This window comes from Bacillus sp. FJAT-27251 (genome assembly GCF_001273925.1).
Classification (GTDB): Bacteria; Bacillota; Bacilli; order Bacillales; family Cytobacillaceae; genus Mesobacillus_B.
Genome location: NZ_LIGG01000001.1, coordinates 3,358,646 through 3,381,007 on the forward strand (window position 1 = coordinate 3,358,646; position 22,362 = coordinate 3,381,007).

Here is a 22,362-nt window from a genome sequence, read left to right on the forward strand (position 1 = left end):
CATGTTTAAAGAAAAAATGGATTTGCGCCTTCCAGGGCCGGTACAGGTGCCAAAGGAAATACAAATTGCCATGCAGCGGAGTTTTGACCATCCGATGATGGATTACCGCAATCCGGCGTTCCAGGAAGTACTGCATGAGACAGTGGAAAAGTCAAAAAAGATTTTCCAGACAAGGAATCTGGTTGTTCCACTGACTTCTAGCGGGGCTTCGGCACTTGAGACAGCGATCATCAATACTGTAGGCCAGGATGAAACGATCATCCTCTGTATTACAGGCTATTTTGGTGAATATCTGCAAGGAATTGCCAAGCATATAGGCTGTAAGGTTGTACGGGTTGAAGTGGAATGGGGGAATATTATTGATCCCGAAGAGGTAAGAAAAGCGCTAAAAGAGAATCCGGAAGCAAAAGCCGTATTTGCGACCCATTGCGAAACATCGACTTCGGCGCTTAATAACATTAAGGATATAGCTGCGGTTGTAGCTGAAACGGACGCCCTTTTTCTTGTGGATGCGGTCAGCTCGATTGTCGGGGCGCCTCTCCATATGGACGAATGGGGGATTGATATCGTTGCAACGGGTGGCCAAAAAGCATTGATGCTTCCTCCTGGCCTGGCGCTGATCACGATGAGCAGCAAGGCATGGGATGTCATAGACAGCCACCAGTGTCCATCTTTCTATTTTGATCTCAAGCTTTACAAAAAAGGACTGGAATCAGGGGTTGGGACTCCATACACACCCAATATCGCATTGGTTTGCGGATTGCTGGAAGCCTGCAGCATGATTGAAAGAGGCGGGGGRTTGGAAAGCGAGTACAAACGGCATGCTGCCTTGAGGGAAATGACCCGGGCAGGAGTAAGGGCTCTTGGCCTTGAGCTGCTTGTCGAAGATCAGGCGGCAAGCCCGACGCTTACAGCAGTCAAGCTGGAAAATGCGGATGAGTTCCGGAAAATGATGCGTGAAGAGTTCCATATTGCACTCGGCGGCGGGCTTGGAAAGCTGAAAAACAAGATTCTTCGACTGGGCCATATGGGGTATACAGATGCTGCAGATATGCTGAAAATGTTCGCGGCCATGGAGTTGGCACTCAAAAAAAGCGGACACGAAGTGGAACTGGGATCTGGCGTTTCCGCGGCCCAGCGTCAATGGCTTGAACAGCCATATTGCTGATGGAAAAAGGGGGGCGTTGGAGTGAATTATATTGAGAGAAGCATTGCATTAAACGCTGGTCTTGACCAGGTCACTCCAGGGGAAAGAGTCACCTTTGAACCTGATTACGTGTATCTATCGGGAAGTCACGCCAAGGGTTTTCTTTTAAAGCTAAACGAAGCAGAAGGCCGGACAGGAAAAACTGGCCGTATCCTTACAAACCTGATTCTTGAGAAAGATTTCGCTTCCTTTCCCGGGTGGTCGCGTTTACTGAATGATAGTTCCAACCACATCATTAAGGAAGAGGAAGTTTCAAGTCTTGCCAAAGGTTCCTCTTCCCTGCTGGTAGCGGGAGCCGACCCGCGGACAGGGGCAGCAGGGGCAAGGGGAGCGATTCCAATCCTTCTTTCTCCTGCAGCCTTGTACAAAACCCTCCTGACCGGGAAAGCAGAAGTGACCATACCGGATACCATCTATATAGAATTGAATGGTTATAATAAAATGTTCAATATTAAAGGACTTGACGGATACCTTGAAGATTATTTTAAGGATAGTCTGGTTGGATGCGGAGTGATCATTGGCGGAGAGGCCATTCGTAATATGGGAGAGGATGAAAAACTAAGCATTTTGAGCTTTCTTTATGAAATGGGGGTCAGCGTAGCTGTTTACTCTGCTGGAGGAGCTTTGGGCCAGGTTGATAGGGCAATTAAGGTCCAGCAGCACATTTTGGAAAAACAGGGATAGACCAAAACACCTATATTTTTTTAATTTTTCTTAACATTCTTATTTTATCGTTTAAAATAGAGGTAAAACAATGAACTGTTAGTAAAATAGGAAATTTAGAGGTGTTCTTATGTCAAGGATAGCCATACTTTCCCCGATTGAGGAAATGATGCTAGTCGCAAGGGAAGCCAGTCGAAAAACGGGTGAAAACATACTCATTCAAAAAGTGAGTTTTGATGACGCCGTTGACGTTGCAAAGGAATTGGAAAAGGCCGGAATCGAAGTCATTATCAGCCGGGGAACGGCAGGGACGAAAATTATCGACTCGGGGATTAACATTCCTGTTGTCCAAATTCCCATTACCGGTTATGATTTGCTGCGTACTGTGTCGGAGGCAAGAAATTGGGGGGATAAAATCGGCATAGCCGATACTGCGGAGATCCTCCAGGGAATTGAATCAATTGAAAGCGCTTTGGGTTATGCCATTGAAAAGTTTGCCGTTCAATCATTAACTGAGGCAGAAAAGGCAGTAAAGACCCTTATTGACCGGGATATTGATGTCCTGATTGGCAAGAGTGTTTATGTCAGCAAGGTTAAGGATAAGCGGGTGCAAACCGTCATCCTTTCATCGGGAATTGAATCCGTAATCCAGGCGATAAATGAAGCCAAAAGCCTGCTTGAGGTCCGGAGTTCCGAGGTAAAAAGGACCAAACAGCTTCAAGCCATCCTTGATTTTATTACTGACGGGGTGATTGCGGTAAATGAGGAAGGAACCGTTACGGTCTGCAATCCCTCGGCGCGGAAAATATTGAATATCCCGTATGACAATATCAATGGAAAACAAATTGACGATTTACTAATCAACTCGAGGATGATGAAAGTCATTCTAAGCGGAAAGGAAGAGTTGAACAGGATACAGGATGAAAATGGGGTCAAAATCATTGCCAACCGGGTTCCAATCCGTCATGAGAATAAAGTGTTTGGAGCGGTGTGCACGTTTCAGGAACTGCAAAAACTGCAGCAGCAGGAGCAGGAGATACGCAAGAAGCTGCTGCACCGCGGCCATGTGACGAAATACAAATTATCAAATATTGTAGGCCAAAGTCCATCCTACCAAAAAGCCATCGACAAAGTGAAGAAATATTCCCAAGTCGATTCTACTGTACTGCTGACAGGAGAAACGGGGGTAGGAAAAGAGGTTTTTGCCCATTTGATCCATAGCAGCAGCAAGCGGTGTGATGGACCGTTTGTGGCAGTCAACTGTGCAGCCATCCCCAAAAATCTGCTTGAAAGCGAATTGTTCGGATATGTCGACGGTGCTTTCACTGGGGCAAGAAAAGGCGGAAAAACCGGACTTTTTGAACTTGCCCACCAAGGAACAATCTTCCTCGATGAAATAGGGGAATTGGCTGAATCGGTACAGGCCCAGCTCTTAAGGGTCCTGCAGGAAGGGGAAGTCATGCGGATCGGAGATGAAAGGGTCATTCCGATCAACATTCGTGTCATCGCAGCATCGAACCGCGATTTCGAACAAATGGTAGAAGAAGGCAGGTTCCGTGCCGATTTATATTACCGCCTGAATATCCTTGATATCATGATTCCCCCATTGCGGGAGCGAATCGAGGATATCCCGCCGCTTTGTTCGCATTTCATTGAAGAATTGCTGCCTAATATTCAAAAGGAAGTCGAGGGGTTTGAACCAGATGCAATGGCAATCCTTAAGAGCTATCATTGGCCAGGCAATATCCGCCAGCTCAGGAACATCGTTGAGAGATCCATGATTCTTTCCACAGGTAAATTCATAGATAAAGAGACAGTCATGATGGCTGGAGGCAAGGATTTTTCCAGCCTGCTATCCAGGCAGCCCTCCAGCGGGAAGGAAGCACTGGAAAATGGCAAGCTGCAGGAATACGAACGTGAATATATTTTGGATGTACTTAGGCAAGTGAATGGAAATAAAACCGAGGCGGCCAAAATCCTGGGAATCGGCCGGACAACGTTGTGGCGCAAAATCAATAACCAGTAGAGGAGGATGTTTATGAACGAAACGATAACACCGGCTCCTTTAGATGAAAAAGTCCTTTCCCGGCTGCGGGACATTTTTGGAAAGGACAGGGTGTTGACCAAACAGACCGATATGATGACCTACTCCTATGATGCTTCCTTCGAGACGCAGCTTAACCCGAGAAAACCGCAGGTTGCTGTCATCGCACTTTCCACCAAGGAAGTGAGTGAGTGTGTAAAATTGGCGAATGAATACAAAGTGCCTTTGTATCCCAGGGGAGCTGCGACCGGCCAGACTGGCGGGGCCGTTTCCACCAAGGGCGGGATTATGCTGGACCTCTCCAAGATGAACCGGATTATTGAAATTGACCACCGCAACATGCAGGCAATCATTGAGCCAGGTGTGGTCCAAAATGACCTTAATGAAGCATTGAAGCCTTACGGGCTGAGGTTTCCGCCTGATCCTGGCAGTGCCAGCATGTGCACAATTGGCGGAATGGTTTCAAATAACTCCAGCGGTCTTCGCGCGGTTAAATATGGAGTCACCAGACATTATGTCCTGGGAATGGAAGTGGTTTTGCCAACAGGTGATGTGATTGTTACTGGAGGCGCCAACTCACGTGCCCTCAAATCCGTATCAGGATACGACCTTGCTCATTTAATGATTGGGTCAGAAGGGACGTTGGGCATTATCACGCGCCTGAGGCTGAAATTACTTCCGCTTCCGGTCACAAGAGGGATTGTCCTTTGTTCATTCGCAAGGCTGGAAGATGCCGGCGAAGCTGTAAATGCAGTGTTTTCATCCGGTTTACAGCCTTCTGCAATAGAAATTATGGATTTTCATTGCACAAGGGCTGTCAATATGATGAAGCCTGAACTAAATCTTCCTCTCGATAATGAGGCGATTTTGGTGTTTGAGGTGGATGGCGCAAAAGAAGAGGTACGTTCCCAGGTGAATCGTCTGAAGAAAGTAGTGGAGTCTTATGCAACCTATTTGAAGTTCAGCGATGAACCTGAGGAGTGCGAAATGCTCTGGCAGGCCAGGAAGCTTGTCGGTGCAGCGGTTGGGCTCCTAAAGCCAGGGGGGTTCCGGGTGTATGGAGGGGAGGACATCTGTGTGCCGATTTCGCGTTTGCCTGAAACATTGCGTGAAATCCATAATATTGCCGACCGCTATGGCATTGTATGCGGAATCTACGGCCATGTTGGGGACGGCAACATGCACACAGGGCCTGTTGTCAGCAGCAATGATCAGGTTGAAATGGAGAATGTCCAAAAGATGATTGATGATATACATCAGCTTGCCATTAAAATGGAAGGAACTACCACTGCTGAGCATGGTGTTGGAATTGTGAGGGCCAAATATATGGATGCAGAGCATGGACCTGCCATGGAGGTTATGCGCGCGATTAAGAAGACGCTGGATCCGAATAATATATTAAATCCAGGCAAGATGGCACTTCCAAACTAAAGCGTATAGAGGTGAATACTGTGAAATTATTAACACCTGAAGAGTCGATGTATACCTGTGTGCGCTGCGGCGCCTGCCGCGGCGTCTGTCCCACGCTGAATATCACCGGAAGGGAAGCCGATGGTCCGCGCGGAAGGGTGTTAATGGCCCGCAGCGTTCTATCGGGGGACATCCCGGTCAACCAGGAAATCAAGGACCAATTGGATCGGTGCCTGCTGTGTTCAGCTTGTGTGGATGCCTGTCCGATTGATGTCCAGGTGCCAGATATTGTGATGCTTGCAAAGGAGCAGATTGCTGCAGCCACGGATGCCGGCTCTTATCATGTGCGAAAATCTAGTCTTGATACAACGCAGATGGATTTAAAGAAGCCATCTAAGCCGATTCGAAATATAAAAAATTTTGTTTTTGAAAAGGTGCTAGCGGATCAGCAAAACCTGAACAAAGCCGGAAACCTTTTGTGGATGTACCAAAAAAGCGGGCTTCAAAAGCTGACAAGGGCAATTGGCATCCTGAAATTCTTTCCTGAGCAGATGCAGCAAATGGAAAAGATCATGCCGGAAATCAAGCCTCCTTCCAAACGGAAGCCTCACCCGGAATATATTCCGCGGGTAAATGAGCAAAAGGAATCCAAAGGGCGTGTTGCCTTTTTCCAGGGCTGCATCATGGATGTGATGTTCAGGGAAACAAATGACAATTCCATCAAGCTGCTGTCAAAAACAGGTTTCGATGTTGTCACTCCACAAGCCCAGAAATGCTGCGGAGCTCTTCATCACCACAGCGGGAAGAAAGAAAAGACAATTGAATTGGCAAAGGCCAATATTGAGGCTTTTGAGGCTGCCGATGTTGACTACATTATAACCAATGCAGGAGGCTGCGGAGCAGCTTTGGCTGAATACGGTGACCTGTTCAGGGAAGAGCCAAATTGGCTTGAGCGGGCCAAAGGCTTTTCAGGAAAAATACGCGATATAAGTGAAATTATTCACGAAAAAGGCGAGCTGCCGGAGATGGCAGGCCGCGGGGAGAGGGTCACTTACCAGCCATCCTGCCATCTGCAATATGTAATGAAGGTCAAGGACGCGCCTGCGGGGCTTGTCAAAAAGGTAACTGGTGCCGAATACGTCAATCTTCCAGAGAAAAAATACTGCTGCGGTTCTGCCGGAATCTACAATATGCTTCAGCCTGAACTGGCCAATGAAATTCTCGATAAAAAAATGGAGAAGGTGAAAGAGACTGATTGTGCTGTGCTTGTCACTGCCAATCCCGGCTGTTATTTGCAAATGAAGCTAGGGATTCATCGTGAAGGAATGGAAAAGGCCATCGAAACGAAGCATGTGGTCGATTATCTGGTAGAGTCAATTGAACGTGCGGAAGCGCAAAACACATAGCAGGAAGTCCTTTAGTCTGGCCGGTGTTTTGTTGAACCCACCTATTTGATTGACAAGTGCCTTAAGCTTATTTTATGATTTCATTGTATACTGCATACAATAATTGGTACTGAAAAAGCGGGGGATCTACTTGGCCTTAACCATTCCGGAACCTTTATACCAACAGGCATATAAAGAGCTGAAAAAGCTGATTGTGACAGGCAAGCTGCAGCCTGGTGAAAAAGTAATCATGTCCAAACTGGCAGAACAATACGAAATAAGCAGAACACCTTTACGGGAAGCTTTGCGGCAGCTGCAATCAGAAGGGCTTATCGTTCAGGAACAATCCATGATGAGAATAGTAGAATTGGATAAAAAAGATTTTCTTGAACTGTATCAGACTCGTTTGGTACTTGAAAAAGAAGTCATCAGCAGCATCACAAACCTTATCCCCGATGAAGGTTTTGCTAAAATGGAAACTGTCCTGAAGGAGTCGGAAGCGGCGATGAAACAGGGGGATCCGCTGAAAATCCTGGAATTGAACACCCAGTTTCACGAATTGATGCTCTCTTATTGCCCCAATCAAAGATTGATCCAGCTTCTCAACCATGTACGTTCGCTTTTGCTGATTTACCGGGCGAATATTAATAAAAAATCCAAGAATAACCAAGAGATTCTCAAAGAACATAAAGAGATTCTTGCGGCATTAAAAGCAGGAAACAAACTTGAAGCGGTAAAGCTGATTGAAAAACACTTATTGAACGACCAGACTAGAGGTTTGGAAGATTTATAAGCGGTTAATAATGAGTTCACTGAGCAAAGGCATTCCCTTTGCTCGGTTTTTTTTATTTTATAAATTTTTAGAAAATTCAATTGACTTGTGTTGTTCGCCTAGATAAAATAAAACTGTATCCTGTATACAGTATACATATTCTTTGAAACAAAAAGGAGGGGGAAGAATGGGTCCTTTAAAAGGAGCTAAAATCCTTGATGCTTCACAGATTATGGCAGGCCCTTACTGTACGATGGTTCTAGCCGATCTGGGCGCGGATGTTACCAAGATAGAAAAAATTAATGGCGGAGATGATTCCCGCCAAATGGGTCCCTATGTCAATGGGGAATCGACCTGCTTCTTTCAAATCAATCGAAATAAACGCAGCATTGCACTGGATTTGAAATCGGAAGAAGGTAAGGAAGTCTTTTATGAACTGGTCAAGGAAGCGGATATTTTTGTGGAGAATTTTCGTCCCGGGGTAACAGGTTCGCTGGGCATTGATTACGAGACAGTAAAAGAATTGAATGCAGGAGTCATTTATTGTTCGATTTCGGGATACGGACAGACAGGGCCATATTCCCATAAAGGCGGGTTCGACCTTGTCGCCCAGGGKATGACAGGACTGATGAGCATGACAGGCGAGCCTGGAGGACGTCCTTTGAAATCGGGAATTGCTGTCTATGACATTGGCGCAGGAATTACGGCCGCTTATGCCATACTCGCTGCGTATGTCCATAAACTGAAAACCGGCAAAGGCCAGCTTGTGGACATTTCCCTTGCCGATGTAGGGCTTCCATGGTTCACCTGGGAGGCAGCCGCCTATTTTGCCAATAAAACCATTCCCCAGCCAACCGGCTGGAGACACCGGGTTTCTGCTCCCTACCAGGCCATAAAGGCGAGAGATACCTATATGATGGTTGGCTGTGCAAACCAGCGAACATGGGAAAAGTTCTGTACGCATGTATTGCAAAGGCCTGATTGGCTCCATGATGACCGATACCTGACCAATTCGCTGCGGCATGAGCATGTAGAAGAGCTTGAGGGGGAGATTGAAGGAATTACAATACTTGAGGATGCGAAACATTGGATCGCTAAATGTGAAGAAGCAGGTGTACCAGCTGGTCCAATCAACCATTTTGGCGAGGCAGTCAATGATGTGCATTATCAGGCAAGGGACATGATCAAGGAATTGGACCATCCGCTTATTGGAAAAATGAAAGTAATTGGCTCGCCAACCAAGTTTTCCGAGACACAGGCTGAGATCAATAGTCCTGCACCATTGCTTGGGGAACATAGTGAAACGGTATTGCAGGAAATCGGCTACTCGAGCGACAGGATTAAAAGGTTGATAGACAAAGGCATCGTAAAGCAATATCACCAGGCGGTTTCTAATTAGGAAGGAGAATCAGGCGATGAGCACGACGGAGCAAAAAAAGGTCTATTTGAATGTAGAAAATGAAATAGGGACGATTTATATCAACCGGCCCGAGAAGCGGAATGCCCTGACCTATGGCATGTGGGAGGATTTGGCCCAGCTAGTGGATGAATGCAATCAGAGAAGGGATATCAAAGTGATTGTCTTCCGCAGTACCACAGAAAAGGCATTTTCAGCAGGAGCGGATATCGGAGAATTTAAAACAATTCGCTATACAGCCGAAGGAGCTGAAAAATACAATGAAGCGACCATGATCCTTGAACACAAAATCGCCGCTTCAGAGAAACCCAGCATAGCGATGATTTCCGGTTTTTGTGTGGGCGGAGGCTGTGAAATTGCTGTTGCCTGCGACTTCCGCTTCTCGGATCATACAGGGCGTTTCGGTATCACCCCGGCAAAGCTTGGCTTGATTTACAACACTCCGGGAACAAAGAATCTAGTGGAATTGGTTGGTCCATCCCATGCCAAAGATATCCTTTTTACGGGAAGAATTATCGAAGCGGAGGAAGCTCTCGCGATGGGGCTGGTTAACAGGATCATACAAAGCTCCCGATTGGAAGCGGAAACCTATTCCTTTGCAAGGCTGATTTGCCAAAATGCACAAATGGCTGTCAGAGGTTCCAAAACGATTATCAATGCCGTCCTTCAGGGGGAAATTGCGGATTCCCGGGAAACCGCAGAACTTGTGTTGAACTCATTCATTTCGGAGGATTACCGTGAGGGTGTCAATGCATTTCTTGAGAAACGAAAGCCTAATTTCCAATTTTCATAGATGAGTTTAGGTGTTTATTTTTGAAACAAGCCTGCTACAATAAAATGATTCATTATGGAACATCAAGGGCAGGTGGGCGAACAGTGTTATAAGCCACACTAGGATTTATAATTTTGGCATGATAATTGCATTAAGAAGAGTAAGAATATTACCAAAATTATAAAAAGTAAACTGGCTAGGGGAGGTGAAAGGGGATCCAACAGCCTTATAAATGAAGGCGTTTTCATACAAGCCGCAAGGTGATCTTGTACCAAATGATTTTGCAGCAGGAGGCAGGAGAGAGATTTTAAATTTGAAAAACGGGGGAAACAGGATGAAAAACAGAAAGTGGATGATATTGGCTGCCTTTATTGGCATCGTTTTGTTCCTGCAAGGATGCAAGTCTGGGTCCAATGAAGCGGGTTCTACAGAAACAAAGGCAGACAGCACTTATCCTGAAAGGCAGATAGAAATTGTCGTTGGCTTCGGCGCTGGAGGTGGCAGTGATAATTTTGCGCGAGCCATAGCGAAAGAGCTTCAAGATATACTTGGTGTCAATATCAATGTGGTGAATATGCCGGGTGCCGCTGGCATTCCATCAGCAGATTATGTGGCCAGGAAGCCTGCGGACGGCTATACAATCTGGTCGATGACATCGAACCATCCGGTTAACATCGCTTCCGGAGCAGAGCCTAACGACATGAGCAAATTCATATCAATTGGCCGTGTTCAAAATGACACCATGACACTGCAGGTCAAAGCGGATGGGAAATTTAAGGATATCCAGGACCTCATCGACCAGGCGAAAGCAAGTCCAGGAAAAATCACTGTTGGCGGCACGGGTGCAAAGGGCTTTGATGAACTTGTGCTAAAGCAGTTTGAAGAAGCAACGGGAACAGATTTCAACTACGTTTCCTTCGATGGTGCAGGGGAAATGGCAGCAGCGCTTCTTGGGGGCCACATTGATGTCCTTGCTGAAGAGCCAGGCCCATCCATCGCGCAAATCGAAGATGGTTCCATCAAAATGCTGGTGGCATTCACCGATAAAAAAATGGAAGGGTTTGAAGATGTCCCAATTTCCAGCGATTTGGGAATTGATGTCCTGGATGGCCAGGGACGCGGTTTTATGGTTCGCCGCGATACACCGCCTGAAATTGTGGATGCCCTTGAGAAAGCATTGGAGGAAGCAAAGGATCGTCCCGACTATAAGGAATATGAAAAGGCAAGTTATTTACACTTGCGTGACGGGTGGCTGAACTCCAAAGACTATGATGCTGAGCTGGAGGAGCTGATTAAAACATATAAAGGAATTCTGGAAGGTAATTAAGTTGCTGGAAAGGCAGGTTTCCTGCCTTTCCAGTCTTTAAGCATAGAACAGTTTAAGAGGGAGGCTCGGCATGTTATTGGATCGTACGATATCGATAATCCTGATTTTGTTTTCTTCCATCTTTTTTGTTTTGTCTCTGCAGATTGAAAATCGCACTGGTGATTTAATTGCTCCGGGCTCATGGCCGGCAGGATTGCTATTGGTTATCCTCGTTTTATCAGTGGTCATGCTGAAACGGACATTCGGCAAACAGAAAGGAAGAATTGAAAAAACTTCGAGCGAAAAAGCCGAGGATCTCGCAAACGATGAAGAGAAGCTCGTGTATCCCGCTAAGTTCTTTTATTTATTTGGGGCCCTCGTTGTTTATACCTTCCTTCTTGATTATGTAGGATTCATTCTGGATACGGTTCTCTTTATTTTCGTTCTCGCTCTTGTTTTTGGAATGAAAAAGTGGACACACAGCCTGCTGACTGGTATTTTGGCCACGGCCGGGGCTGTTGTGCTGTTTCCGCTCCTCCTTAACACACCATTTCCGAGGGGAACAGGCATTTTTTCAACATTTAGCCTGCTATTCTATTAAACACATCTAATCATTCCATACACGAGGTGAGACAAATGGTTGAAGGCTTGATTGGCGGTTTTGGAAATTTGCTCATTCCTGCAAATTTCCTCATATTGATTGGCGGTATCCTGCTTGGCTTTTTKGGTGGAGGAATTCCGGGCATAAGCGGAACAATGCTGGTAATTGTGTTATTGCCGGTAAGTTATGCCATGGATCCTACCGCAGCCTTTCTATTACTAACATCAATTTACGCAACAAGTGTATTTTCCGGATCGATAAGCGCCATTTTATTTCGGACACCGGGAACACCGGAAGCGGTGGCTACAGTTTTTGACGGCTATCCAATGGCACAGAAAGGCGAAGGCGGAAAAGCACTTGGGGTTTCCATCTTCAGTTCGGCTACTGGAGGGGTAATTGGCACAATTGTCCTTATCTTTCTAACTCCGCTCCTGGCTACATTCGCATTGAGCTTTTCCGCACCGGAATATTTTGCTCTCGCCTTGATGGGCTTAACGGTTGTTGCCTCCTTAAGTGCTGGGAATCTTGTAAAAGGATTTATTGGTGTATCATTCGGTCTGTTCATTGCCACAATCGGCCTCGATTCCATGACTGGAACGCCGAGGTTCACCTTCGGTTCGGGAAACCTCATGTCGGGGATTGATTTCATTCCCGTTCTGATTGGATTGTTTGCCATTTCTGAGGTCCTCCGCCAAGTTCAGAAGAAACCCAGAAAAACGTCAAAGCAAAAAGTCAAGACCGAGCTGCCCGATTTTAAATTAATGAAGAGAATATCCAACGTAATCGGCCGTTCTTCCTTACTGGGAATCTTTATTGGGATTCTTCCAGGGATTGGGGCTACGACCGCGGCGATGTTAAGCTATAGCGAAGCTGCACGCTGGTCAAAGAAAAGAGAGGAGTTCGGCACGGGAATTCCCGAAGGAGTTGCGGCTCCAGAGTCAGCTAATAATGCGGCTGCAATGGGGGCCATGGTTCCATTGCTGTCACTGGGGATTCCCGGGAGCGCAACAACAGCGATTCTGCTTGGTGCCTTTATTTTACATGGCATCCAGCCTGGCCCGTTAATGTTCACGACTCAGGCTTCTTTGGTTTATACCATTCTTATGGGCCTTCTTGTAGCCAATTTGCTCATTCTTGTGATCGCCAAACCGTTCATCTCTGTATTTTCAAAAATTTTGCGAGTGCCATATACAATCATAGGGCCATTAATTGTCCTGTTTTGCATTATCGGAACATTTGCGGTCAGAAATTCAATATTTGATGTTGGTGTCATGCTTTTGTTTGGATTGATAGGCTACTTTCTTGAAAGTGCCAAGTTCCCGCTTGCACCAATCGTCCTTGKGGTAGTTCTGGGCCCAATTGCAGAGGACCAGTTCAGAAGGGCCATGTCAATGGCCAACAATGATTGGACCATTTTCTTTACGCGCCCAATAAGCCTTGTTTTCATTCTGCTGGCCATCATAAGTATTGCTTATCCACTTGTAAGCAGATGGGTTAAAAACAGGAGAATGAAGCTTAGAGGAGAAGATAAAACAATTGCATCCTGATAGAGGAGTTGAATAGGTTGATTTATGAGCTGGAAGGAATGAAGCCCAGAATCCACGATTCTGTTTATCTGGCACCTGGGACCCATGTAATTGGAAATGTCAGCTTGGAAGAGAATGTCAGCATCTGGTTTCACTCTGTTTTACGAGGCGACAATGATTGCATTACCATTGGCAGAGGCAGTAATGTCCAGGAGGGATCGATTATCCATGTTGATGAAGGGTATCCTGTTTCGATCGGGAAAAATGTGACCATCGGCCACAACTGCCTGATCCATGGCTGTACAATTGAAGACGGAGCTTTGATTGGAATGGGGGCTATCATTTTAAACGGCGCACATATCAAAAGAGGTGCGGTTGTCGCAGCCGGGGCAGTAGTAGGGGAAAATAAAGTGATAGAAGAAGGCATGATGGCTGCAGGAGTTCCTGCCAAGCCTATAAAACCAGTCGGCAAAGAACTTCAGAACCGATTGCTCGAAGGTGCAGTTCATTATCAGGAGAACGGAAAACGGTTCCTTAAAGCGGGCATTTCTTCACAGGATACTAGCAACATTGACAAGACATTCCGATAAAAACGCCTGGAATTATAAAAAGGGTGGTGCATAAAGCCGAAATTTCGTCAGCTTTAAGCAGCAGCCTTTTTATATATTCAAAAATAAATTATACTGAAAATAAAGATTATTTAATTTAACTGGAGAGGATAAAATGAACCTGACCAACAACGACACCATTATTTCCCTTAAGAACATCGTTTGGCACCGCAGCGGCAAGGAAATATTGAAAAATGTTTCCTGGACAGTGGAAAAAGGAGAACATTGGGCTTTATTAGGGCTGAATGGGTCCGGAAAGACGTCTATTCTAAAAATGATTACCGGCTACCAGTGGCCCAATGGCGGGGAAGTTTCCGTGCTTGGAAATGTTTTCGGAAAAACCAATATTCCCGAACTCCGCAAATCAATTGGCTGGGTTAGTTCTTCTCTTGATGACCAGTATCAATCACGTCCTGGCGATACAGCCTTTGAGGTAGTTCTCAGCGGCAAATTCGCTTCAATCGGCTTATATGAAGATATAACCGAAAAAGATGCGGACAAGGCCAGGGAATTGATGCGGCAGTTCAGGATCAGCCATCTGGCGGACCAGTTAATTATCTCCCTCTCCCAGGGAGAAAGAAGGAGGGCGATGATTGCCAGGGCCCTGATGTCTTCGCCGCGGCTCCTCATTTTGGACGAGCCCTGTAACGGGCTTGATATCTATTCAAAGGAAGAATTGCTGGGGACGATTGAGGAGATGGTGGGCAAGCCTGGCGGACCGACGCTATTGTATGTAACCCATCATATAGAGGAAATAGTCCCTTCGGTCTCACACGCCTTATTAATTGAATCAGGAGAAGTAGTGGCAGAGGGAGAAAAAGCATCCACATTGACAGAATCCCTTCTGGAACGAACTTTTAAAGTTCCAATTTCGGTTGATTGGGAGAATGGCCGGCCATGGGTCAGGATAAAAGCATTTGCGGGGAAAAAGTAGAAATTGAAAAAAGCCTTGCCAACCACGAAGTGGTTCGCAAGGCTTTTGTTAAACCGGAGTGTCTTTTAGCGGTTTCCGCCGAATAGGTCGAACAAACCGCCGACTCCGCCTTCCCCTTTGGATTGCCCGCCTGCCTGTGGCGCTGCAGCAAACACTCTGCTGGCCAGCCGGCTGAAAGGCAATGATTGGACCCATACCGTTCCTGGGCCTCTCAAAGTGGCGAAAAATAGACCTTCCCCGCCAAACAATGCTGTTTTTATGCCTTTAACCATTTCAATGTTGTAATCGACTTCCTGGGTCATCGCAACAAGACAGCCGGTATCCAACCGAATGACTTCACCAGGCTCCAGCCTTTTTTCGTATAATGTTCCGCCTGCATGGACAAAAGCCATACCGTCTCCCTCAAGCTTTTGCATGATGAATCCTTCACCGCCAAAAAATCCTGTGCCAATTCGACGCTGAAATTCTATCCCAACAGAAACGCCTTTGGCTGCAGCCAAAAAGGCATCTTTTTGGCATATGACCCTTCCCCCAAGCAGGCTTAAATCCATCGGAATGATTTTTCCCGGATATGGAGATGCAAAACTGACTCGTTTCTTTCCGCTCCGTTCATTTGTGAAGGTTGTCATAAACAGACTTTCCCCTGTCAGAACCCGCTTGCCTGCTCCAAGAAGCTTTCCGACAAGTCCGCTGTTCTGGTTGGATCCATCGCCAAAGACGGTTTCCATCCCGATGCCGTCATCCATCATCATCAGGCTGCCGGCCTCGGCAATGACGGTTTCGCCAGGGTCAAGCTCGACCTGGACAAACTGCATATCATCGCCAAACAATTCATAATCAATTTCATGGTTATTCATGGTATCAACTCCGCCCGGTTTTTTTTCTATCACTCTTATGTACGGAAAAGAATGGAAAAGGTTTCAGCTATGGTTGTCCAGGAGAAAATAAATAAAAAGAGCCAAGATGCCTGCCGCCCGTTGTTCTCCATGATTAATGACTTTGCTTCCTAGCCCTTTCGGTTTATCGACCTTAATATCTGTGTTCGCATACTGCCCTGGACGATATCTTTCAAGAAAAAGTCGCCAATCAGTTTGATATATTCCTCATCATCAAACATCTTTTTGTCCTGAAATTCCATTTCGGCCAATCCATCGTAAGCAGACAGCAGAGCATAGGTATGGTCCTGTCCACTGACAGGTGAAAGTATTTCCACTGTATGGTCATATTGTTCATTGCGGAATTTTTGCAGTTTGCCCAAGTTCTCCAGAGCTTCTTTAAAGCTATCCTGTTTAATTTCAAATGTTTGATATACATAGATTGTCATAACAGCACTCCTCAAAGTAATGAACCCATTGTTTACCAATAGAATGGTCATTTCAATCCTGATTTATTCCTAGCCAATGACGGGGGTCAGGCACCCTTTAGCTTGCTAAAGGGTGCCTGACCCCCGTCATTACTTTAATAGAAAATGATAAGAAGAAGGATCAATCCAACCAGGCTGGCTGCAGAGGGAACGAAGAACAATGTTTTGCTGCCGCCTTTCACATGGGCTTTTATTCCCATTTTCAGAAAGACAATAAACAACAGCAAAGCGAGGACAATCAGGATTTCTATCATGAAGGGTTCCTCCTTTTAAAATTTTGCTATTAGCAGAATGGCATGATAGAAGCACATTTTCCAAAAAGATAGTCGCAAGCCTTTCCTGCTTGTACCACTGCTGAATATGATGCAGTGTAAGAAGAATTGATAGAGAAAAGGAGGGGAAATAAATGGGTAACTACAGAGACCGTGTTGCTGGCGCTTCAGATGTTTATTATCCGAAGCGTTCAAATGTAGCTGGGGCAAGTCACCGCAGGAGAAAGGACAACGACGTGGCTGGAATCTTCGATGAAAATTTTAGAGTTCCAGTGAAAGCCTTTATTGAAAGTGATGATTTCTGCCGTGCTGTTCGACGCTGCTTGATCAGAGACCTTGTCGCAGCTGAGCGTGACGACAGGGATGAAGACGAGCGTAAGTGCTGCCACTGATAGTAAAGCCATTCCGCAGCCTGATGATTAGCCTCCACAAATTTCCCGGGAGACAGTAAAACTGTCTGCCGGTTTTTTTATACTATAAAGAAATTTGAATTGTCGGAGCCGACTAAGGTGCTCTCACTTTTTCTAATATATGTTCCTTATGCGTCGGGTATGAAAAATTCTGACACAATGCGTTGAACATTATGTGAATTATTCACAAGGTTATTGAAGGAGAAACAAAGTCATCATACGCTTAAGCTGTCAGAAGAGAAAATGGAGGGCAAGGATATGGAACTGAAGAGAAGGACTTTGCTCAAAGCGGCTGCGGTATCAGCCGCAATGGCTGCTGCAGGGTGCAGCCAGAAAGAAGGAAAGCCGGCCGTTGCCAGAAAGGCATCAGAAGTAGAACCTGAAGAATGGAAACCATCCGTATGCCGTTTTTGCGGTACGGGGTGCGGCATATTGGTAGGAATCAGGGATGGAAAGGTAATAGCCACCAAGGGGGACCCCGACAACCGTTCGAATCTGGGATTAACTTGTATTAAAGGGTATTATGCCGGAAAGATCCTATTTGGCAAAGATAGAATTACGAAGCCAATGATTCGGGATGGTAAAACAAAAAAAGGAACGATGGAAGGATTCAGGGAAGCAACATGGGAGGAAGCGCTCGGTCTGGTCTCAGCGAAGCTGCGTGAGGCTGTGGACAGGGACCCGAATTCGATCGCATTCTGGGGATCGGGCCAGCAGACCATTGTTGAGGGCTATGCAGCAGTAAAGCTGTGGAAAGCCGGACTGCTCAACAATAATATTGACCCGAATGCGCGTCTTTGCATGGCAAGTGCCGTCACTGGGTTCATGAGTACGTTCCAGTCGGACGAGCCTATGGGAGCATACCGCGACCTCGATGAAACAGATGTATTTATCACATGGGGGGCAAATATTGCGGAAATGCATCCTGTCCTTTACTCGAGGCTGACAGCACGCAAGCTTAGCACGCCGGGGGTCAAACATTATGATTTGACGACAAGAAGGTCGCGCACCTCGGAGTCTGCGGATACCACGATGGTATTCCGGCCGCAGACTGACCTTGCCATAGCCAATTCGATTGCCAACTATCTTGTTCAAAATGAAAAATACGATAAGAAGTTTGTGGAAGAGCATCTACAATTCAAGGCAGGAACGGAAAATCTCGGCCATGCGCTGGAGGACGGCTATGATCTTACGGAAGCAGGCCAGTCTGCAGACAAAACCTGGAGCATCTCTTTTGAAGAATATAAAGAACGATTAAGCGAGTATACCTTTGAGCATGTCTCTAAGCTTTCGGGAGTGCGTGCCGCCGATCTGGAAGCCCTCGCAAAGGAGTTTGCCGATCCAGGCAAAAAAATTGTTTCCTTATGGACAATGGGAATGAATCAGCATACACGCGGCACATGGATGAATAATCTCGTCTATAACCTGCATCTGTTGACAGGAAAGATATCCAAGCCCGGCAATGGTCCATTTTCATTGACGGGGCAGCCTAGCGCATGCGGAACCGCGAGGGAAGTAGGCGTATTTTCACATCGCCTTCCAGCCGATATGGTCGTTTCGAATTCGGAACACCGCCGGTTTGCCGAGATGGTTTGGAATTTGCCAAAAGGATATCTGGATCCAATTGAGAAACCTGGTTTCCATAGTGTAAAAATGTTTAGGGAACTGGGAAATGGGAATGTGAAATTTCTTTGGAGCATGTCGAACAACTGGGGCCAGAGCATGCCGAAGCTTAACCGTTTCCGGGGGCACGACCCTGACGGCAAAGGAGTGCTGGACGCTTTCATAGTGGTGTCGGAGGGGTATCCGACAAAGTCCGCCGAAATGGCGGATGTTGTTCTGCCGGCTGCGATGTGGATTGAACGCGAAGGCCAGTTTGGCAATGCGGAAAGAAGGACCAATATATTTTCCAAACTGGTCGAACCCCCTGGAGAGGCCAAACATGATTTGTGGGTTCTCATCCAGGTAGCCAAACGAGTGCTGGAGGGAAGAAGCATTGATGGAAGGCCAGCGTTCGATGTCTTGTTCGGAAATGTCTGGGACGCCCAACGGAATGACGTAGTTGAGGATCAGCGGGTTTTAAACAAAACTATGTTTGAGGAATATCGTTATTTTACCAATCCTCATGAACACCCAGACAAAGCTGTTCACGAACTGGGAAACAAATTGAAATTAAAAGCCAAACAGCTTGCTCCGTATGATGAATATGTAAAACAGGGCCTTGCCTGGCCTGTACGGAATGTGGATGGCAAGTGGCTCGAAACCTCTTGGCGGTATGCGGATGGAAAGCAGGAAGAAGGATTTGACGAGCACGGTATCAGGGAGTTTGGAGAGCGTGGGAAGTATCAGAACCTTGATTTTTACAAGTCGGCTGAACATCGTCCGTCCATCATCTTCCGTCCATTTGAGGATGCTCCCGAAATACCGGACGAAGATTTCCCTTTCTGGCTTTGTACCGGCAGGGTTCTGGAGCATTGGCATACTGGAACGATGACAAGGAGAGTGCCTGAGCTGCACCGGGCTGCACCGGAAGCATTTTGTGAAATAAACCCCGAGGATGCAGAAAACCTTGGCATTAAGCGCGGCGATATGCTCAGAATTGTTTCGAGAAGAGGCGAAGTCCTTATAAAAGCGGAGACAAAAGGAACAGGACAACCACCAAAAGGACTTGTTTATGTGCCGTTTTTTGCAGAAGAAACGCTCATTAATCTCGTAACCCTTGATGCATACTGTCCGATTTCCAAACAGCCTGATTTCAAAAAATGCGCGGTCAAAATTTTAAAGGCCTAGGAAGGGGGAGGAAACATGGAAAGAAAAAAATGGCTTTTAGTCGGAATCTTTCTTATAACCTTCACAACTGTTGTGATAATTACGGTAAGGTTAGACGGTCAAGTTCCGGCTTCGAAAACCGGGAAACCCATCCTGGTTCAGCTTGAGGAAAAGGGGCGTCCTGATGCAGCGACCATGGGATTAGTCGGAGTACCGCCAACCCAGCCGGCGGACCACATCGAGCGCTGGGTGCCGGAATTGCGTCATCAGGGCTGTATGACTTGTCATGGAAGCGCTGCTTCTCCTGCCCCAACTCCTCCGGATGACCATTATTATGAAAAAAACCAGGACGGGCCTGTATTCCGGGATAACTGCATCCAATGCCATGCGACCCAGAATGACAAGAAAACAGCATTTAACAGGGAATGAGAACGGAGGTACATTCATGGTCATATCAAGCCTTTACGTAGAAACTGTTCCAGGAAGGGCGGCAAATGCAGCAAAGGTACTCGAAAGGATGAAAGGCGTCGAAGTACACCATATCGAACAAGATTATAAAATCGTACTGACTCTTGAGGCGGATACCGTTGACGAAAGCTACCAGGTCTCCAATCTCTTCAAAGGAATTGACAATGTGGTCCTTGTCTGCCTTGTGTATCATTATTTTGGGGAGGACGAGGCCCTAGAGGACTTGCAAGAAGCATGAGCGAAAACTTGAACCGCCGTCAATTTTTAAAGGAAAACTGGGAGGTTTCCATTGGCTTTCTTGGCAGCTTTTTAACTCAGGCAGAAGAAAAGCCTTCTTTTTTCAGGCCGCCAGGTGCGTCGGGAGAGTTTGCCTTCCTTTCCTCATGCACTCGCTGCGGCCGGTGCAAGGAAGCCTGCGAGGAAGGCGCCATATCATTGTTTACCGCTGGAGCTGGTGCCCAGCTGGCCTTTACGCCATTTTTAGACCCTAACTTGACACCTTGTACAATGTGCGGAAAGTGCGCCGAAGCATGTGGAGCCGGAGTGTTAAATCCCACAGGCAGGCTGCAGATTGGCAAAGCAAGAATCATCCCTGATTTCTGCCTTGCCTTTCAAAAAATCAGCTGCGACTATTGCCTGCGGGCATGCCCGGAAAAGGCATTGACCCTGAACAACGGATCACCTGAGGTAAATTGCCGTTGTACAGGATGCGGGCTTTGCACTGCGAGCTGCATTTCCGATTACAAAGGAATTTGGGTGGATTTACCGTCTTGAGCAAAATACTAATGGAAAAGAAAGAATCGCCAATTTGACAAAATTTCACAATTATGTTAGATTTATTGTAGCCTATTGTGATAGTCGCAAATACTAGAGTATCGGCAATTGGCCAATTTTAACAGTGCTAGTTCTAGCCAATCTAGGAGGATTTTTTTCATGAAAAACGGTAAGGTTAAATGGTTCAACGCGGAAAAAGGTTTCGGGTTCATTGAAGGTGAAGATGGAAACGATGTTTTCGTCCATTTCTCTGCCATCCAATCAGAAGGCTTTAAGTCTTTGGAAGAAGGACAGGAAGTTTCCTTTGAAGTTGTTGAAGGAGCTCGTGGGCCACAGGCTTCCAACGTAGTCAAACTATAAAAAAATGATTCAGCCCAGCCGCTATTGAGCTGGGCTTTTTATATGTTCAGCGGGAGAGGATATTCTGATTGTTTCCTGATTTTGAGGAAGGCCGAACCTAATGTTTGTTTGATATAATAATAGGAAAAGAACAGGTACATATTTGCCGGAGGGGGAAACCATGAAATTTATACATACAGGAGACTGGCATCTTGGAAAGCTGGTGCATGGCATTTATATGACGGAGGAGCAGCGGATCATCCTCGATCAATTTATAGACCTGGTTGCGGAGGAACAGCCGGATGCCGTTATCATAGCAGGTGACCTTTATGACCGGTCAGTACCGCCAATAGATGCGGTCGAGCTGTTGGATGAAGTTTTATTCAAAATCAATGTTGAGCTTAATACGCCAATAGTGGCGATAGGGGGCAACCATGATAGTGCGGAGCGGCTGTCATTTGGAAGCTCGTGGTACCGCCACAGCCATTTTTACCTAAACGGTAAACTCGAAAGAGAATCCCGTCCAATTGAAATAAACGGTGTCCATTTCCATCTTGTTCCTTATGCAGAACCGGGATTTGTCCGCCATATGCTTGACGATTCCTCCATCCATACGCATCAGGATGCCATGAAAACAGTGATTGGCAGAATAGAAGAGAGCATGGATCAAAATGTGCCGAATGTTATGGTTGGACATGCCTTTGTTTTGGGAGGGGAAACATGCGAATCTGAAAGGACACTGTCCGTTGGCGGTTCCGGCTGCGTAGGTTCAGAGCTGTTTGCTCCCTTCTCCTATACGGCTTTGGGCCATCTGCATAGCCCTGATGCCATCCGCCACGATAAAATCAAATACTCAGGCTCCTTGATGAAGTATTCCTTTTCGGAAGCCAATCAGCGAAAAGCCGTTTCGATTATCGAGATGCAGGATTCCGGGGACTTTGAAATCAGGCAGCGCACGCTAAAGCCGAGGCAGGATATGAGGGAAGTGGAAGGTTATCTGGAGCAGCTTTTGGACCCGCAATTTTATACTAAACAAAAAACGGATGATTTCCTGAAAGTGACACTATTGGATGAAGGGGCACTGATCGATCCGATTGGGAAACTGAGGCAGGTGTATCCCAATGTCCTTCATCTTGATAGAAAGATAGAATCAATCGACCAGAAAAACCTTCGCCAGTTTTCATCTTATAAGGAAGAGAAGAAATCAGAGCTCGAACTGTTTGAGCAATTTTACCGCGAAATGACCACCGCCGACTTTTCCCAGGAAAAAAGGGAACTCATGGCTGGAATCATTGATAAGGTTCTTAGGGAGGAGGGCTGAT

General features: G+C 46.4%; 23 protein-coding genes. 20 read left to right on the plus strand and 3 right to left on the minus strand.

Translation table 11 applies throughout. The features are described 5' to 3' along the window. The first annotated feature begins 1 nt into the window (after position 1). The 13 genes from ADU22_RS15660 to ADU22_RS15720 all read left to right on the plus strand — a co-directional run bounded on the left by ADU22_RS15660 (position 2) and on the right by ADU22_RS15720 (position 14,645). A complete protein-coding gene (locus ADU22_RS15660) occupies positions 2–1,168 on the plus strand; it encodes a pyridoxal-phosphate-dependent aminotransferase family protein (protein WP_053362988.1) in 1,167 nt (388 codons plus the stop codon). A 21-nt stretch (positions 1,169–1,189) separates the two neighbouring features. Continuing rightward, positions 1,190–1,891, plus strand: coding sequence for a hypothetical protein (locus ADU22_RS15665; RefSeq protein ID WP_053362989.1), 702 nt, complete (start codon positions 1,190–1,192; stop codon positions 1,889–1,891). 109 nt (positions 1,892–2,000) lie between these two features. Next, positions 2,001–3,896 (plus strand): sigma-54-dependent Fis family transcriptional regulator, encoded by a 1,896-nt coding sequence (locus ADU22_RS15670; RefSeq protein WP_053362990.1) that lies wholly within the window; start codon positions 2,001–2,003, stop codon positions 3,894–3,896. Between the two features lie 12 nt (positions 3,897–3,908). Further along, entirely contained in the window at positions 3,909–5,345 is a 1,437-nt protein-coding gene (locus ADU22_RS15675) for an FAD-binding oxidoreductase (protein WP_053362991.1), read from the plus strand. Between the two features lie 20 nt (positions 5,346–5,365). Continuing rightward, a complete protein-coding gene (locus ADU22_RS15680; RefSeq protein ID WP_053362992.1) occupies positions 5,366–6,730 on the plus strand; it encodes a (Fe-S)-binding protein in 1,365 nt (454 codons plus the stop codon). A 130-nt stretch (positions 6,731–6,860) separates the two neighbouring features. Then, complete coding sequence (locus ADU22_RS15685) at positions 6,861–7,502, plus strand: GntR family transcriptional regulator (protein ID WP_197280069.1); 642 nt, start codon at positions 6,861–6,863, stop codon at positions 7,500–7,502. A gap of 166 nt (positions 7,503–7,668) precedes the next feature. Next, positions 7,669–8,880, plus strand: a complete 1,212-nt coding sequence (locus ADU22_RS15690) for a CaiB/BaiF CoA transferase family protein (RefSeq protein ID WP_053362993.1) — start codon at positions 7,669–7,671, stop codon at positions 8,878–8,880. 16 nt (positions 8,881–8,896) lie between these two features. Beyond that, the gene (locus tag ADU22_RS15695) at positions 8,897–9,691 is read left to right on the plus strand and encodes an enoyl-CoA hydratase/isomerase family protein (protein WP_156324368.1); all 795 of its coding nucleotides are present in this window, start codon (positions 8,897–8,899) and stop codon (positions 9,689–9,691) included. A gap of 313 nt (positions 9,692–10,004) precedes the next feature. Beyond that, on the plus strand, positions 10,005–10,997 hold the full coding sequence (locus tag ADU22_RS15700; protein ID WP_053364602.1) for a tripartite tricarboxylate transporter substrate binding protein: 993 nt from the start codon (positions 10,005–10,007) through the stop codon (positions 10,995–10,997). Between the two features lie 70 nt (positions 10,998–11,067). Beyond that, entirely contained in the window at positions 11,068–11,577 is a 510-nt protein-coding gene (locus ADU22_RS15705) for a tripartite tricarboxylate transporter TctB family protein (RefSeq protein ID WP_053362995.1), read from the plus strand. Between the two features lie 35 nt (positions 11,578–11,612). Beyond that, complete coding sequence (locus ADU22_RS15710; RefSeq protein ID WP_053362996.1) at positions 11,613–13,124, plus strand: tripartite tricarboxylate transporter permease; 1,512 nt, start codon at positions 11,613–11,615, stop codon at positions 13,122–13,124. A 17-nt stretch (positions 13,125–13,141) separates the two neighbouring features. Continuing rightward, positions 13,142–13,693 (plus strand): gamma carbonic anhydrase family protein, encoded by a 552-nt coding sequence (locus tag ADU22_RS15715; RefSeq protein ID WP_053362997.1) that lies wholly within the window; start codon positions 13,142–13,144, stop codon positions 13,691–13,693. Positions 13,694–13,826: 133 nt separating this feature from the next. Next, positions 13,827–14,645, plus strand: a complete 819-nt coding sequence (locus ADU22_RS15720) for an ABC transporter ATP-binding protein (protein ID WP_053362998.1) — start codon at positions 13,827–13,829, stop codon at positions 14,643–14,645. Between the two features lie 65 nt (positions 14,646–14,710). Here ADU22_RS15720 and ADU22_RS15725 read toward each other — a convergent pair whose 3' ends face one another. The 3 genes from ADU22_RS15725 to ADU22_RS24715 form a co-directional block, all read right to left on the minus strand. Continuing rightward, positions 14,711–15,502, minus strand: coding sequence for a TIGR00266 family protein (locus tag ADU22_RS15725; RefSeq protein WP_053362999.1), 792 nt, complete (start codon positions 15,500–15,502; stop codon positions 14,711–14,713). Between the two features lie 149 nt (positions 15,503–15,651). Continuing rightward, positions 15,652–15,969 carry a hypothetical protein gene (locus ADU22_RS15730; protein WP_053363000.1) on the minus strand — a complete coding sequence of 106 codons (318 nt, stop codon included), beginning with the start codon at positions 15,967–15,969 and terminating at the stop codon, positions 15,652–15,654. Positions 15,970–16,103: 134 nt separating this feature from the next. After that, positions 16,104–16,262 carry a hypothetical protein gene (locus tag ADU22_RS24715; RefSeq protein WP_156324369.1) on the minus strand — a complete coding sequence of 53 codons (159 nt, stop codon included), beginning with the start codon at positions 16,260–16,262 and terminating at the stop codon, positions 16,104–16,106. 152 nt (positions 16,263–16,414) lie between these two features. Here ADU22_RS24715 and ADU22_RS15735 point away from each other — a divergent pair, with 152 nt between their 5' ends. The 7 genes from ADU22_RS15735 to ADU22_RS15765 all read left to right on the plus strand — a co-directional run bounded on the left by ADU22_RS15735 (position 16,415) and on the right by ADU22_RS15765 (position 22,361). Further along, complete coding sequence (locus ADU22_RS15735) at positions 16,415–16,672, plus strand: hypothetical protein (RefSeq protein WP_053363001.1); 258 nt, start codon at positions 16,415–16,417, stop codon at positions 16,670–16,672. Between the two features lie 276 nt (positions 16,673–16,948). Next, entirely contained in the window at positions 16,949–19,480 is a 2,532-nt protein-coding gene (gene napA / locus ADU22_RS15740; protein ID WP_053363002.1) for a nitrate reductase catalytic subunit NapA, read from the plus strand. A gap of 15 nt (positions 19,481–19,495) precedes the next feature. Continuing rightward, entirely contained in the window at positions 19,496–19,888 is a 393-nt protein-coding gene (locus tag ADU22_RS15745) for a hypothetical protein (protein WP_053363003.1), read from the plus strand. Between the two features lie 16 nt (positions 19,889–19,904). Continuing rightward, entirely contained in the window at positions 19,905–20,165 is a 261-nt protein-coding gene (locus ADU22_RS15750; RefSeq protein WP_053363004.1) for a chaperone NapD, read from the plus strand. Further along, positions 20,162–20,701: a 4Fe-4S binding protein gene (locus tag ADU22_RS15755; protein ID WP_053363005.1), complete on the plus strand. Its 540-nt coding sequence runs from the start codon at positions 20,162–20,164 to the stop codon at positions 20,699–20,701. Before ADU22_RS15750 ends, ADU22_RS15755 begins: the two co-directional genes overlap by 4 nt. A 159-nt stretch (positions 20,702–20,860) precedes the next feature. Further along, positions 20,861–21,061: a cold-shock protein CspD gene (gene cspD, locus ADU22_RS15760; RefSeq protein ID WP_053363006.1), complete on the plus strand. Its 201-nt coding sequence runs from the start codon at positions 20,861–20,863 to the stop codon at positions 21,059–21,061. A 160-nt stretch (positions 21,062–21,221) separates the two neighbouring features. Next, positions 21,222–22,361, plus strand: a complete 1,140-nt coding sequence (locus ADU22_RS15765; protein WP_053363007.1) for an exonuclease SbcCD subunit D — start codon at positions 21,222–21,224, stop codon at positions 22,359–22,361. Position 22,362 lies beyond the last annotated feature (1 nt).